At 52.2% G+C, this 15262-nt stretch carries 12 protein-coding genes, 1 tRNA gene and 1 pseudogene; 4 read left to right on the forward strand and 10 right to left on the reverse strand.

Annotated features, from left to right (window positions below; translation table 11 throughout):
* Positions 1–403, forward strand: a pseudogene (locus AUK29_07295) (hypothetical protein).
* Between the two features lie 184 nt (positions 404–587).
* Here the strand turns inward: AUK29_07295 and AUK29_07300 are convergent.
* The 10 genes from AUK29_07300 to AUK29_07345 form a co-directional block, all read right to left on the reverse strand.
* Positions 588–1811, reverse strand: coding sequence for a sulfate adenylyltransferase (locus AUK29_07300; GenBank protein ID OIP62963.1), 1224 nt, complete (start codon positions 1809–1811; stop codon positions 588–590).
* Positions 1812–1957: 146 nt separating this feature from the next.
* Positions 1958–3100, reverse strand: a complete 1143-nt coding sequence (locus AUK29_07305; protein ID OIP62964.1) for a hypothetical protein — start codon at positions 3098–3100, stop codon at positions 1958–1960.
* Positions 3101–3128: 28 nt separating this feature from the next.
* Positions 3129–5381 carry a heterodisulfide reductase subunit A gene (locus AUK29_07310; protein ID OIP62965.1) on the reverse strand — a complete coding sequence of 751 codons (2253 nt, stop codon included), beginning with the start codon at positions 5379–5381 and terminating at the stop codon, positions 3129–3131.
* A gap of 4 nt (positions 5382–5385) precedes the next feature.
* On the reverse strand, positions 5386–6636 hold the full coding sequence (locus AUK29_07315; GenBank protein OIP62966.1) for a heterodisulfide reductase subunit A: 1251 nt from the start codon (positions 6634–6636) through the stop codon (positions 5386–5388).
* A gap of 45 nt (positions 6637–6681) precedes the next feature.
* The gene (locus tag AUK29_07320; GenBank protein OIP62967.1) at positions 6682–7482 is read right to left on the reverse strand and encodes a zinc/iron-chelating domain-containing protein; all 801 of its coding nucleotides are present in this window, start codon (positions 7480–7482) and stop codon (positions 6682–6684) included.
* A 135-nt stretch (positions 7483–7617) separates the two neighbouring features.
* The gene (locus AUK29_07325) at positions 7618–8421 is read right to left on the reverse strand and encodes a hypothetical protein (protein ID OIP62968.1); all 804 of its coding nucleotides are present in this window, start codon (positions 8419–8421) and stop codon (positions 7618–7620) included.
* Positions 8422–8761: 340 nt separating this feature from the next.
* Positions 8762–10687, reverse strand: a complete 1926-nt coding sequence (locus AUK29_07330; GenBank protein OIP62969.1) for an adenylyl-sulfate reductase subunit alpha — start codon at positions 10685–10687, stop codon at positions 8762–8764.
* A 19-nt stretch (positions 10688–10706) separates the two neighbouring features.
* The gene (locus AUK29_07335; protein OIP62970.1) at positions 10707–11150 is read right to left on the reverse strand and encodes an adenylyl-sulfate reductase subunit beta; all 444 of its coding nucleotides are present in this window, start codon (positions 11148–11150) and stop codon (positions 10707–10709) included.
* Positions 11151–11711: 561 nt separating this feature from the next.
* Positions 11712–12056, reverse strand: coding sequence for a histidine triad nucleotide-binding protein (locus AUK29_07340; GenBank protein OIP62971.1), 345 nt, complete (start codon positions 12054–12056; stop codon positions 11712–11714).
* Positions 12053–12691 (reverse strand): hypothetical protein, encoded by a 639-nt coding sequence (locus AUK29_07345; GenBank protein OIP62972.1) that lies wholly within the window; start codon positions 12689–12691, stop codon positions 12053–12055. Before AUK29_07345 ends, AUK29_07340 begins: the two co-directional genes overlap by 4 nt.
* 188 nt (positions 12692–12879) lie before the next feature.
* Here AUK29_07345 and AUK29_07350 point away from each other — a divergent pair, with 188 nt between their 5' ends.
* The 3 genes from AUK29_07350 (at position 12880) to AUK29_07360 (ending at position 15233) form a co-directional block, all read left to right on the forward strand.
* Positions 12880–13890: a hypothetical protein gene (locus tag AUK29_07350; GenBank protein OIP62973.1), complete on the forward strand. Its 1011-nt coding sequence runs from the start codon at positions 12880–12882 to the stop codon at positions 13888–13890.
* Positions 13891–13997: 107 nt separating this feature from the next.
* Positions 13998–14072, forward strand: a tRNA-Gly gene (locus AUK29_07355).
* Positions 14073–14351: 279 nt separating this feature from the next.
* A complete protein-coding gene (locus AUK29_07360) occupies positions 14352–15233 on the forward strand; it encodes a hypothetical protein (protein OIP62974.1) in 882 nt (293 codons plus the stop codon).
* Positions 15234–15262: the final 29 nt, after the last annotated feature.

The following is a 15262-nucleotide window of genomic DNA, read 5'->3' on the forward strand; positions in this document are numbered from 1 at the left end:
CTTTAACCGCATCATCGGGGACAGCCGGTTTGAACTGCTGTTCGCCCGCTTCCTGGAAGACTGCGCCGACGACGATGTGATTTCTTATGCCAAAAACTACCTGGCGGTGCATTTCAAGTTGGATTACGTGAACGCGGACGGCGACATTTCCAACTACTATCCGGATTTTATGGTCAAGCTGTCCGATAAGCGGCTTGTCATTGTCGAAACGAAGGGGCAGGAAGACCTGGATGTGCCGCTGAAGATGGCACGGCTGCGGCAATGGTGCGAGGACATCAACCGGGTGCAGTCGAATGTGACCTATGACTTTGTTTACGTGGACGAAGAGAGCTTTGAGAAATACAAACCCACCTCTTTCCGGCAATTGGTTGCCGGCTTCAGGGAATACAAAGAGAAAATATAACCAAACGGTTTATCTGACCCCCAACGAGTTGGGACGCCCAACAGTTTTGAAAAATACCTTTGAAGATATGAGGAAAGAACTTGAGCTATAAGATAGTCATCGCCGAGAATCCTATAGACTCCCCATTAAAAAAGGGATGCGGTAAGAACCGCATCCCTTTTTTATTCATTAAAACCAGGATTCGTTATTCGCCCGTGGCCGCCTTATGCAGCTTGATCTCGACCTTATCAGTCAGGCCGGCATAGTACTCTCGGAGGATTTTAAGAACCTCGGGCCGGCTGAAATGATCCGGGACCTCTTCACCTTCGGAAAGCATCTTCCGGAGCTTGGTGCCGGAAAGGAGCATGCGGTCTTCCTTGCCGTGGCAGCAGGTTCTCATGGAGGCCATGCCGTCGCACTTCTTGCAGTAGAAGGTCCAGTCGATTTTCAAGGGTTTGGTCTCCAGCGCATCCTTGGGGATCTCGTCAAAGATATGATGGGCATCGAAGGGGCCGTAGTAGTCGCCCACGCCGGCATGGTCACGTCCGACGATCAGGTGGCTGCATCCGTAATTCTGACGGAACAGGGCATGGAGAAGCGCCTCACGCGGCCCTGCATACCGCATATCCAGCGGATACCCGGCCTGGATGACCGTGTCCTTGACAAAATATTTTTCAATCAAGGTTCCGATGGCCTTGCTCCGGACATCGGCGGGAATATCACCGGCTTTCAGTTTGCCGAGCAGTTGATGGATGAGAACCCCGTCGCAGACTTCGATGGCGATCTTGGCCAGGTATTCGTGGGACCGGTGCATGGGATTCCGGGTCTGAAATGCCGCTACCGTGCTCCATCCCTTATCCTCGAAGATCTTTCGGGTCTCGGCCGGGGACATGTAGATGCCCGGATATTTTTTTGGGAATTCGCCTTCACTGAAGACCTTGACCGGGCCGGCCAGATTGACGTCTCCCTGTTCCATGACCTTGGCCACGCCCGGATGCTCCATGTCCGTGGTTTTAAAGACGTGCTTGCATTCGAACTCCTTGTCCTTCTTGGTCATCTCATATTTTTCTTTCACGACCATGGAGCCCATGAGTTCCCCGGACTCTTCATCCACCAGGGCGATCTCTTCTCCCTCTTTGATGGAATCGGCTTGACCTTTGTTGGTGGAAAGGGTGATGGGAATGGGCCAGAAGAGGCCGTTTGCCATCTTGTAATTTTCGCAGACCCCTTTCCAATCGGCCTTGGTCATGAATCCGTCGAGCGGGGTGAAGCCGCCGATGCCGAGCATGATGAGATCTCCGGTCTCCCGGGAGACCGTCCGGACCTGTGTCAGCGATTTGGCCTTTTTCTTGGCCTCATCGAGCTCTTTACCCTTGATCAGAAGGGGTTTTAAACCTTTCCCGCCATGCGGTTGAACCAATTTGGACATGTTTTACCTCCTCTAAGACGATGTGCTTTCAAAACACTCTTGGCCGCCGGATTGGTTCAGCCAACCCCGGCAGTCAGAATTTTGTTATCCAAAAGGCGGCCGTTATCTAAACGTCCGCCGGTTATCATCATTTTCCAAGGTGCCTGCTACCTGCCGCTCATCTTTGCAAAGACCAGCGCCGTGGTTCTGTAAAAGAGATGGGCGAACTTGGAATAAGGGGCATAGGCAAACAGATAAAACACGCAAACCAGATGAACAAAATAAACGGCCTTGGCCGGTAGATTCGGGTTGTGGATGTCGGCGCCCACGTAACGGAGAATCTGTGCCAGGAGTCCCGTGAGTCCGACCAGCAGTACGATGTTGAGAAACAACCAGTCGAAATAGCTCCCCCGTCCGGATTTCTCATCCTTGGCGCGGCGGTTCATGATCAGAAGCCCCGCTCCTGCAAGGAGGACGACAGCGCTGATGTTGCCGATGAATTTCATCATAATGAAGAGCATCCGGCCCGGGACCGATTCTTCCCCGGTAAAATACATGACGATGAAACCAATGGTGGTGGTGACGGCCAGGCCGATGAATGCGTAGAACGTGAGCATATGCGCTGTCGCCCGAGCTTTGTTGACCCCGCATTCTTTGAATTTGGAGTGTGCCAGGATTTCTTTGACCACAGCCGTGATGCCTGCCCCGATACTTCCTGCAGCGGGGGGCAAGGAACCGGCCTTCATGTCGGCCCACATGCCGGTGATCCCCTTGTAGGCGGACCAGACAGCGAAGAGCGCCGCGGAGGTGAAGGTCAGATCGACCAGCCAGGTGTTGATAAAGTTCCCAAAAGCCCCGACGTGCATGAGCGATTCGGGAAGGGCCCTGTTGAGGGCCGGAGTGATGAGCATGGCAACAGTTAGGATGACCACGGGGATGGCGAGGACCGTCAAAAGCGAATCCTTGTTGTTGACCGCTTTGGCGAGAAATTGCACCGGGGCATAATGCTGGATCGCCTGCTTGCGGATCGCGCCCAAAACCTCGCCGGGCTTGGCGCCTCGAGGGCAGTAGGAGGTGCAGTCTCCGCAGTGGTGGCAGAGCCAGATGTCGGGATCGGAGACGAGCCTGTCTTTGAGGCCCCACCCTGCCCAGATCATCTCTTTACGCGGGAAGGGTTTGTTGTCGGGTGATTGCGGACAGACCACCGAGCAGGTCGCGCACTGATAGCACTGCTTCAAGGTGTCACCGCCAGCCGCTTTAAGCTCCCTGATAAAACTCAGGTCCGGTTTGACCACGGTCGTATCTGCCATTGTCTTCGCGCCTCCTGATGTTATTCTTTTAGAATCCCTTGAAGGGATTGAATCCCACTTTGTCAATGGTCTCCATCATGGAGTTGACGATCTCCGGGATCTTGTCGTATTCATTGATGGAGAGCTGATGGACCTGGATCCTGTCGGATTCGAGATGAAGCCGGTCCAGCGTCTCCTGGACCTTCTCGAGCCTGTAATTCGCCAGCTCGCTCCCCTTGATGAAGTGGCATTGGTAGTCATCCCCGTGCTTGCAGCCGATCAGGATGATCCCGTCCATGCCTCTCGAAAGCGAATCCGCGATCCAGACCAGGTTGGTGCTCCCGAGGCACCGCAGAGGGATGAACCGGACCGAGGAATTGTACTGAAGCCTCTTCAGCCCGGCCATATCCACAGCCGGGAAGGCGTCGTTCTCGCAGATGAAGCAGAGGACGCGCGGCTTTTCATCATCCGGTTCCGGAACCTCGACGGCCTTGATCATGGAGGAGATGATATCCACACTATAGTCCTTGAAGGAGATGAGCCTCTCCGGGCAGGCCCCCATGCAAACGCCGCAGCGCCGGCAGCGGTACGGGTTGGGTTTGGGCGTTCCCTTTTCGTCCTCATCGAGGACGCCGAAGGGGCATTCTTCGGTACAGCGCTTGCACTGAGTGCAGCGCTGGAGGAAGAATTCGGGGAAGGTCTGATCTCCGGCTCTCGGGTGGACCGCCTTGCCCTGGGAGGTCAACTCCAGGCACTGGATGGCCTTGAGCACGGCGCCGGTTGCATCGGTCTGACAGGCCTCCGTGTCCAGCGGGGCGCGTACCGTTCCCGCCGCATAGATGCCGGTCCGTTGGGTCTCGTAGGGAAAACAAATATAGTGGGAATCCGGGAAGCCGTAAATCAGATGGGGGAGTTCTCCGCCGCGCCGATAGTTTAGATTCAGGATCGAAGGTTTCCCCACGTCCTCTTCCCGGAACGGCTTTCCCAGCGTGCCGGACTCCTGGGCCTTTTTCGCTTCCTGGACGGCCTGGGCCACCTCTTCCGGATTCATGGTTAGCGCCGTGGCGGGCTTCATCCCCGTGGCAAGCACCAGGAGGTCGGCCTCCACGGTGATCTTCCGGCCGAGCAGGGTATTGTCCACCTCGACGGTAAGATTCCCGCCCTGGCCGCTTCCGACCGAGACCACCTCTCCCTTGGTCAGGAAAATCCCGTCGTCGGCTTGGGCCTTTTTGTAGTAATGTTCGTACTGGCCCGGGGTCCGCATATCCTTGTAGAGGATCGTGGCCGTGGCATGGGGATCGCTCAGACGGACGTACTCGGCCTGTTTCAGGGAGGTCATGCAGCAGACCGAAGAGCAGTAGGGGAGATGATCGGGATCCCGGGATCCGGCGCATTGGATGAAAACCACGTTTCTGGCCGTCTTTCCGTCCGACGGCCGCAGGATCTTTCCGTTGTTCTTGGAAGCGATCTCCTCCATCTGGACGTTGGTGATGACGTTGGGGCTCAGACCGTAACCGAGGCGGCCGAGTTTTTCGGCCTCATACGGGCGGAAGCCCGCGGCTAGGATAATGGCCCCGATTTTCCTTTCCAAGGTTTCGCCGCTTTGTTTCTTAATGGCGGCCGTGTAGAGCCCGGGCTGCCCGGAGATGTTCTCCATGGTGGAGGAAAGGATCACCTCGATATTCTTATCCGCCTCTATCTGTTGAATCAGCGAGCTGTACTCCGGATCCTGAAGTTTGTCAAAGGCGCCGGATTTGGGGAACTGCTTGTACAGCTTTCTTGCGAAGCCGCCGAGACGCTCGGTCTTCTCCACGAGCACGACCTTATGGTTGGTCCATGAGGCCTCCAGGGCGGCCTTCATGCCGGTGATTCCGCCGCCGACGACCAGGATGGTCCGGTCAATGGGTTCGATGTGCGGCTCTGCAAGCTCCATCTTTTTGGCCTTGGCGATCCCCATCCGGATATAGTCCTCGGCCATCATCTGGGTATCTTCATGATTGGCCGGCTGAGACCAGACCACCTGTTCGCGAAGATTGACCCTCTCCTGAATCAGCCCCGGCCCGAAATCGAAGACATCGGTCATCATCCTGGGCGAGCAGGCCGCGATGACCACGGTGTTCACCCCTTCCTTCTCGATGTCATCCTTGATGATTTGCGCCCCTTCGTCGCTGCAGAATGCCGCGTGATTCCTGCATACCGGCGCCTTGTGCTCTTGGGTCGCGACCTTGTTCATCGCCTCGATATTGAGGGATGACCCGATCTCACAGCCGGTGCAGATGTAAACCCCAAGTTTCTTCTCCATCTCGTTATCTCCTTACGATGCTTTGAATCGCCTTGAGCGCGGCCCCGGTGGCGTCCTGTGTGCAGGAGGCCACGTCCGTGGGCTTCCTGGCGACGCCCGTAGAAATGATCCCCGTCCCGTTAGAGACGATAAAACCGCTTATGTCCTGTTCGACTGCAACGGGAAGTCTCCCTTCTCTTGCCGTCGGATCCATGCCCGTGGCGAGAACGACCAGGTCCACGGTCTGGTGCACCTTCTCCCCGGTCACGGCGTTCTCGGCCGTCACCGTAAGCTTGCCGGTTGCCGGGTCTTCTGTGATCTTTGCGACCTTGCCTTTGATCAGCGTGGTGTTCGGCTGGGCGGACACGGTCTGCACGAACTTTTCGTACTTTCCTTGGGCCCGAAGATCGATATAGAACATATAAGCCTGTGCGTTCGGATTGAGTTCGTGGAGGTAGGCGATATGCTTGAAGGTCGCGAGGCAGCAGATTGAAGAGCAGTGGGCCATGTGGTTCTCATCCCTGGAACCCGCGCACTGGACAAAGGCGATGGATTCGGGCGCTTTGCCGTCCGAAGGTCTCTGGATCTTGCCGCCGGTCGGACCGTTGGGAGCGGCCAGACGCTCCATCATCACGTTGGTGACGACGTTTTTGTATTTGCCGAATTCGAGATTGTCGATCTTCGCGGCATCATAAGGGTTCCATCCGGTGGCGAGGACCATGGCCCCGACATTCAGGTCCACGGTCTCGGGTTTCATCTCCAGGTCAATGGCGTTGTAGGCGCAGGCTGCGACGCATTTTGCGCAGGCCTTTCCCTTGCAAACGCTCATATCGATCACGTACCGCATGGGGAAGGCCATCTCGTGGGGGAGGTAGATCGCCTTGGTCTTGTCCATGCCGAGGTTGAAGTCGTTGAGACGCTCCACCGGGCAGGCCTCTACGCACTTGCCGCAGGCCGTGCACTTGGCGTTCACATAACGGGGCTGAACCTTGACGCTCACCTGATAGCTGCCGTCACCGCCGGTCACCTTGTCCACCTGTGCCAGCGTGTAATATCTGATGTTTCGATTGGGGCGGATCCGCCGGAAGTTGATCTCCATGCCGCAGTAAGGCGGGCAGAGCTTGGGGAAGTATTTGTTCATCTGGGCCACCCGTCCGCCCAGATAGGGGTTTTTCTCGACAATGACTGTCTTGTAGCCGGCTTCGGCCGCTTCAATGGCCGTGGTCATCCCGCTGATTCCTCCGCCCACGACCAGTATTCTTTTTTCCTCTGCCATACTACTCCTCCATCAATAATGATAGGTTCTTCTCCCCTTGAACCCTTATGATTTTACAAACTTTTTGGGAAATGATTCATTCTTTTTTACCTTTAATGTCTCCTCAAGCATCAGGATATATTTCAGGTATTTGAATCCGAATTTCATCAGCGCGATCTCGTCGGTTTTCATCTTCTCGACCTCTTCTTTATCCATATCAAAAGAATCGAGAAACCTGCTCTCAAAGATAAATTTCTTGAATCTGTCTATATCATAACTTGCCATGTAAAGCATGCCCTGTTTCTTCGAGTCGAGTTGGGGCTGCCCGGAGGCATTTCTCCTTAACTGGATCTCTTTCCATTCCCTGTTCATCTCATCATAGAGCTCAACCCCCTGGTCGATCCTCCAGGTCTCGATGGTCCACTCCTTTTCCTCCTGATAACCGAGGCAATTAGGGTCTCTTACAAAAAAGTAGAATTCTTCATTTGCCGGCCCTTCCTTTGAGCCGCTTATCATCATAAGCCCCTGGCCAACCGGATAATATCGGCAGTTGGAAGGACGGTCTTCATAGATACTACAGCCTTCATCCGTAACAAAGGGACATTTCCCTTCATCATCCGTCATCTTAAGCACTGCGTAAGGATGTGAGGTCTTTTCATCAGTATGGGTGTATGTGTATCTATCCAGGAACTCTCCTGATGAAATTCCCAATCTATTTTTCATCCTTACGATGTCATAAGGCGTAAGAAGCACATCCGCACGGCTGCAGCATTTGCTGAAACAGGCGATACTTTTATAACACCCGAATTTGAATTTGGAATTCAGTGTGCGCTTAATAGGTTCTACAAGCCTTCTACTCAAAAACATGGTTTAATCCTTTGTCCCGAAAATGTCATTCTCTGGCTTGACCAGAGAATCCAGTTCCGCTTTTTTCTGGATTCCCCGATCAAGCATGCCCTCGAATGTCTTAATCGGGGGTCGGGGAATGACAGATGTGCCGACTTATCGGCATGTGGGTTTTGACTTCAATAGCTTATCCATTTCCTTATCTTTGAGTTTAAAGATTTCCTCGTTAAACAGAGTAAATCTTACCCATCTATAACCAAAATTCAAGAGTTCTTCCTCATCTTCCTTGATCTTTTCGATAACCTCTTTCTCTACATCATATATATCAAAAAACCTGGTTCCAAAAAGGAATCTCTTGAATTCACCAAGGTCATAACAGGCCCTATAAAGCAGCTTTGCCTTTCCTGAATCAAGCTTATTATTCTGGAAATAATCATGAAAGGTAATCTCTCGATAGGCTTCATTCATTTTGTCATAGATGCCGATCCCCTGAGCCTTCTTCCACTCCCCTGCTGTCCATTGTCTTTCATCTTCTCCTCCAGAGGCTGAACTGCCTTTGGCGGAAAATCCAAGACATGAGGGCTTCTCCTCTATTAAAAATTCTTCTTCTTTAGAAGAAGCAGGGAAGACAGGATACATCCTGCAGGACCATGGCCTGTCCTGATAAATACTACAACCATCCTCGGTAACAAAAGGACAACTCTTATTCTCATCCTCCATCATCTTAAGCACAACAAGAGGCAGCCCCTCATCTCCTAAGAGCGCAACCGTATATCTTTTTAAGAATTCTCCAGAGGACAGCCAGACCATCTTTCTCATCCTCAGGACATCATAGGGTGTAAGAAAGATATTGACATCATTACAGCAGGTGTTAAAACAAGAAAGCCCTTTATGACATGAAAATTTGAATCTGTCATTTAGAGAGAGCTTTCGTTGATTTTCAGTATATTTTTTATTCATAAACTATTCTCTATAAATTAACGCCTTAAATAATGAGATGCTGAAACAAGTTCAGCATGACAAGACAAAAGGTGTCATTCCGAACTTGTTTCGGAATCTCAAGACCCTGAAGTCCAGGGTGACAATTATCTTATGTCATTCCCCGATTAAATCGGGGGACGGCGTCTGGATTGTCCGATCAAGTCGGACAATGACGGCATTGGAATTGATAATAATATACTTTCGTTTTCCTTATGTGCCGACTTATCGGCACGATTGTTCCGTTCTAAATTTTTGGAGGGGCGGCCTGAAAGGTCGCCCCTCCATACATCATCTCATGGTCTACTATTTAATTAAACGATTAAACGATAGGAATCATCGGTCTTTCGATGGTCTTCCATTCCTTTTTAGCTGCATCATACTTCACATTGATAAAGTGTTTCTTGCTTTCATCCAAGTCCGGGAAGTCCAACTTGTGGTAATATCCGGGCCATCTTGACTCTTTTCTGGCAAGCCTTGTTTTCACGCATGCCAGGCCGACATACATCCTGTGGACAGCCTCCCAGGCCCTCATCAGCTCATGATTGTTCTTCGCAGTATTAACACCAAGCTTCTCTACGTCTTCTTCCAGGAAACCCAATTTCCAGACGGCTGTCTCAAGCATCTTGTCGGTTGTCTCATAACTGGTCTCCCAGCTCCCTGCATATTCACCCATGATCTTCTGCAGCCTGAATAAGAAACTGTGCGCTGAGATATAGTTTGGATTCACTTCTGCGCTTGTTGTGTATCCCTTCTTCTCCTCATAGAGGGCAACCGGCTTAAATACGATTTCCTTGAGTTTCTTTATCGTGTCATCAGATACAGTAGGCGTGTAGCCCTTATGGTCATAGGCGTACTTCACTGCTGACTTTGCTGCAATCCTTCCCTGCGCATGTGAACCGCTTGAGAACTTATGCGCAGATGCGCCTACGCCGCAGCCTGCTGTAAATAGACCCTTGACCGTAGTCATTAGGTTATACTGCTCAGGGAATGCATCAGCGTATTCCTTGGGCATCAGGTCATCAGCGCCGCGGACCCAGGCGCCGCAAGAGGCGGCATGTGAACCGATAAAGCAGGGGTCTCCCAACTGAAGCTCCGAAGGTTTTTCCAATGGGTCAATATTCAGCGAAGCCCAGAGGGTTGCGCCTGCAATCGTCATATCCAGGAAGTCCTCCCAGGATTCCTGTTCATACTTTTTAAGCTCTTTTTTCTGCGCCTTCGGGTCTGTGACCTCCTTTTTTATCCTCTCCGTTACCTTTTCCGTATGCATGAGCAAGGGCGACTTACCGGCCTTGGTTGCGAGGATCATCTCATAGTTTCTCACAGGAGTCGGACAGGGCTTTACCTTTGAATATGGCGCCCACTTATCTGTCTCTGATTTGTATGCAAAAACATATGGATCCCCATAAACATCCGTTGCAGGCGTCTTAAAGAGAAGGAAGAAGGTCCCGACGGGTCCATAGGCATCCTTGAACCTTGGAGGGATAAACGGCACATCCATCTGTGTAAGCTCACCGCCTGCCTGTAAAATGAGTGAATAAGTTGAACCTCCAAGCCACGGCGGCATCCAGGACCTCCCGAAGCCTTCACCCTGAGACCTGGGCCTGAATACATGGACCGCGCCGCCCAAACCGCAGTAAACCGCTTTTGCCTTAAACACGTAGAATTTGTCTTCCCTGACGCTGAAGCCCACCGCGCCGCAGACCTTGTCGGTCTCTTTCTCATCATTAAGCAGGTGCGTAATATAGACCCTCTCAATGAGCTGACCCTTATCACCGAGGGCGCCTAATGCGTTCTTTGCCGCCTCTGCCACGATGATCTTGTAGCTCTCGCCTGATATTGCTATCTGCCATGCGCCTGATTTAGCATAATTCCCTGCCTCATCCTTCCATATGGGAAGACCCCATTTATCAAAACTCTTGACAGAGGAATCCACGTGCCTTGCGACATCATAGACGATGTCCTGCCTTGTTAACCCCATCTGGTCATTCGTCACATATTTCACAAAATCTTCGGGTGTGTGCTGATCATGTGTGACCTTTCCATCCAATCCCATATAGGTATTAATGGCAGAAAGTCCCATGGCAACAGGACCGCTCCTGTCCACAGCGGCCTTATCTACCCAGGTTACCTTTAACCCCGCTGCCTTCGCCCAGTAGGAAGCCTCTACTACAGCGCCGCAGCCTCCCATCCCTCCACCGAGTATCAATATATCGGTATTAACAACCTCTGTTGCAAATTCTTTCATGTTTTCTCTCCTTTTTTATTTATTTTTTTGTCGGGAGCTCTTTTACTCCCAGCATATCCGGCTCTGAAAACAGCAATTGACTGTTTAAGTCCGCCACCTTTGCCTCAGGATACCCCTCAAGCGCCTTTATGGAACCCTCTGGTGTAGTCCTTATCGGATACTTGAATCTCTTGATCCTTCCATCCCTGTAGGTGATCGTCCACATGATGTCCTCTGTCCCTCTCAGGGGAGTTGATGAGGCGCCGAGGGGCATAAAGTCTGCATAACCCCTTACATCCATAGCCTGCTGGGGACATATCTTTACACAACAGTAGCACTCCCAGCAATAAGTAGGCTCCTGATTGTAGGCCTTCATCCTTTCCTTGTCCAGGAACATCAGGTCATTCGGGCAAATATACATACATGCAGTCTTATCCTGCCCTTTACAACCGTCGCATTTTTCTGTCATTACGTAACTTGGCATCTTTAATCCCTCCTTAAAAACGTTAAATTAGGATGACTAAATCCTTTCCTTATTAAACATTAAACAGAAGCGTTCTCTTTCTCCTCTTTGTTTGTCGTTCCACCTCCCTTCACGGTTTGATCGGTCTGTTGCATAGTTGTGAGCCGTTCCTGTGCAGGAACAGAGTTTGAATGAGCGATTTGAGGTAAGCGAGAGCGTCATAAAAATCCGAAAGAGAAAAATAGTTTCTAAAATTAGAATATTAATATCTTCTAATAACTATAGAAAGTAAAATTAATAGTTCTTATCCAATCTTTAGAAAATATTATAGGGACCTCTCGTCTACCCGGAACGAGACAATTTTATAAGAGATCCCGGATAGGAATTAAAATACTAATACGATCAAAAACAGGAATCAAGATAAAACATTAAAACCATACATTTGTAATTCTTATAAACGTATTAAGATATATAATTATTAATAATCATTATTGAACAAACAAGAGTAGAACGCTGTTTGATGACTGCTTCAATGATGGAACCTTTGGGGGATGCGGCTTTTGATGACCGTCAATCTTCATATTACCCGGGCGGCCAATGCATGGGCCGCCCGCCCAGCAGATGGATATGAAGGTGGAACACGGTCTGCCCGCCGTGAGGGCCGGTGTTGATCACGAGCCGGTAGCCTTTCTGATCCAGCTTGAGCCGTTTGGCGATCTCATGTGCGGCCCTCATCAGGTGGTGTAACAGTCCATCCGGCGCAGCATCAATCTCGTTTAAGGATTTAAGATGGACCCTGGGAATGATCAGGAGATGTACGGGGGCCTGTGGATTGACGTCCCGAAAGGCCAGGCAATGCTCATCTTCATAAACACGTTCCGCCTGCCGGTTACCGGAGACGATTTCGCAAAAGAGGCAGCCGTTCATTCTTTTCCCCTGTTTTTCCCCGATCTGCCGGCCAGCTCTCGATTGAATTCGTTGATGTATTTCTGAAATTGTTTGAAGCCCCGGGGGCCGACCTCGTGTTCGATTTTCTCCATGAACTCCCTGGAACGCCGGCCGTAGGACTCTCCAAGCTCTCGGGTAAAACGCTTGACCACCGCATCCGTATCCCGTAACTCATGACGGTCTTCACCGGGGATGTAAAAGAGAAGATTGTCCACGTAGCAGACGATCCGTTCCTCCAAGGTATTGGGGATAAAATCCCGGTGCGGAAGACCCAGGGCCGCTGTTTCTTCCTTGGCGATGCCCACGCCTATATGGGTCTCGCCGATTCTGGCCGCGGCCTCGGGAAAGCCATGCTCACGGATGATCTCTCCGCTCTTGACTCCGTGCTCCACAATACGGGATGCCCGGCTCCGTCCCACGTCGTGGAGGATGGCGCCTAATGTTAGGATGTCGAAGTCCACATGGGCCGTCCCAGGGAAAAGACGGGCCAGGAACAAAGAGGCATCGTGGACGATTCTTGCGTGCTCCAGGATCCCATCCTTCCATTCGGGTTTGTATTCGGCGGCCGTCTTCTTTAGAAGATCCCAGGCCCTTTCGGCTTCCTTTTCTTTCATAGCATATTCCGTCCTCATGGATTCATCAATGGATGGATAATCTATTTACATAAAAATGGGGGCCGTTGTCAATCAAGAAGCAGCAGATGACATAAAAATGAGCAAGTGCTATACTCCGATAAAAAGAAAATCGTGACGTAAGAAGATTAGGTGGACAATCAGGCGTTTTCCTTATTTTGGAGCATCTTATGACCCCATCCGGATTCAACCCTGCGGAAAGAATCAAAGAGATCAGCACCGCCTACTGGAGATCCCAGGCCCTGTTTGTCGCCCTGCGGCTGAACGTGTTCAAGGAGATCGGAGATCGGACCGTTCCGCTGCAGGTTCTATGCCCCAGGCTGGGCGTGACTCCTGACGCACTGGAGCGGCTCCTGCTGCCGCTCATCGCACTCGGGCTGCTGAGAAAGACCGAACAGGGATACGCCGTTCCTGAAGCGTTCAGGCCCTGCCTGACTTCTGAAGGGGAGAAAGACCTGAGTGCATCCATAGCGCACATGGAACACCTTCAGGCCAAGTGGATGAGACTGGAAACGTCCGTGCGTACCGGGAAGCCCCTGGCGCCGGATTCCGATCTTACCGACGCAGAGATAAAAGAGAATACCGGGAATTTTATGGCGGCCATGGAGTCCCTGGCCTCGACCGTGGCCGAAGAACTGGTGAGGCGCTTTCCGCTGCAGGGGAATGAAGAGATCCTCGATCTCGGGTGCGGCCCCGGAACCTATTTCAGAAAATTTCTTCAAACCTATCCCGGCGTTCAGGCCACAGCCGTGGATGCAGAAGATGTCATTCCGATCACCCGGCGGCTTGCCGGGAAGCAGGGCCTTCTCGACCGGGTGACCTTCATCCCCGGAGATTTTCTTGAGCTCTCGTTCAAAAAGGATCATTACCATCCGGCGCTGCTTTCCAATGTCATCCATATCTATCCTCCGGAGGTCGTTTTAGATCTCTTAAGGAAGGTCTATGTCCTTCTCAGGCCCGGCGGGACCCTCCTCATCAACGATTTTTTCACGGATGAAACCGGCACGCATCCCCTTTGGGGAGCGCTCTTCTCCCTGAACATGCTGCTCAACACAGAGGGAGGGAGGAACTACCGTCTCGATCAAGGGGAGGCCTTTCTCAAGGAAGCAGGCTTTTCGGGTATCCGTGCCCAAACCCTCTGTATGGATTCCACGCTCCTGATCGGGAAGAAATCGGTGTGAGGAATGGGTATCGATCCGGACTTCCGCCGATCTGAAAGATCATGTAGACCGGTGAGAAATCGCTTGACTTTGCCATGAGGGTCAATACAATATAACAAAATATAAGAGCGGGAATAACTCAGTGGTAGAGTGTCAGCTTCCCAAGCTGAAGGTCGCGGGTTCGAATCCCGTTTCCCGCTCCAGGATGATCAGGAGCTGGTGAACGTCCATTCACCACTCCTTTTTTATTTTTTCTCAGAGCTCCCCTTGGTTGGTGAAAAGTATTTTATTTTCAGGTGGAATTGTGTACACTGATCCCCCATGGATGGAGGTTGCCTTGATCAACTCGTTCCGGAGCCGCTTTCCCGCGGCGGCAGCCGGCCGCCTTGCCGTCCATGATGCATTGCTCTTTTCCAGACGGACACGGCCGGGGAGAGACAGCCATGAATAGATCTCTGAATATCCGATCCATGCTTTGTAGTTTGGCGCTGATCTCCCTCTGCCTGACCGGATGTGAGGAACCCGATAGGGTCTCCGGCCCCCATGACCGGATCAAGGTGGTGGCCAGCATTTTTCCCCTCTCGGATTTCGTCCGGAACGTGGGCGGAGAGAGGGTCGAGGTCCTGACCCTTCTCCCTCCGGCTGCAAGCCCTCATGTCTATTCCCCGGCGCCCAGAGACCTTGCCCGGCTGCAGGATGCCCGGCTCTTCGTCAAGATCGGTCTCGGGTTTGAGTTCTGGGCAGGTAACCTGGCTCATGCCGGCGCCGCCCCCGGCCTTGCCGAGGTTGATACATCCCAAGGAATGGAGGTCATTGAGGAGACCGAAACCGGGCATGGGCGCCCGGCCGGGAATCCTCATATCTGGCTGGACCCGGTTCTGGCCATGGAACAGGTGAAAAGGATCAAAGAGGCCCTGGTGAAGATAGATCCGGCGCACCAGGCCGAATATGAAAAAAATACTGAAACCTATCTCAATCAGCTCAAGGTCCTCAATCTTGAGATCAGGAACCGGGTCAAAAGCTTCAGGGTCAATGCCTTCATTTCCTTCCACCCCTCCTGGACCTACTTTGCAAAACGGTATGGCCTGGTCGAGGCCGGCGTGATCGAAACCTCCCCGGGGAGGGAGCCGGCGCCCGGCGAACTCATGAAGATCGTGCAGGGTGTCAAGGCGTCAGGCGTGAAGGTGATATTCGCCGAACCGCAGTTGAACCCCAAGACGGCTGATGTGGTCGCCTCCGAGGTCGGGGGCCGGGTCTTTCTGCTGGATCCGATCGGATCCCCTGAACACGAGGACCGGTCCACCTATCTCAAGCTGATGCGCTATAACCTTGCAATCATGCAGCAGGCTTTCGGGGGGCCGTGATTGGAGGATTTTTTAATGGGAACAGACCG

Source organism: Nitrospirae bacterium CG2_30_53_67 (genome assembly GCA_001873285.1).
Taxonomy (GTDB): domain Bacteria; phylum CG2-30-53-67; class CG2-30-53-67; order CG2-30-53-67; family CG2-30-53-67; genus CG2-30-53-67.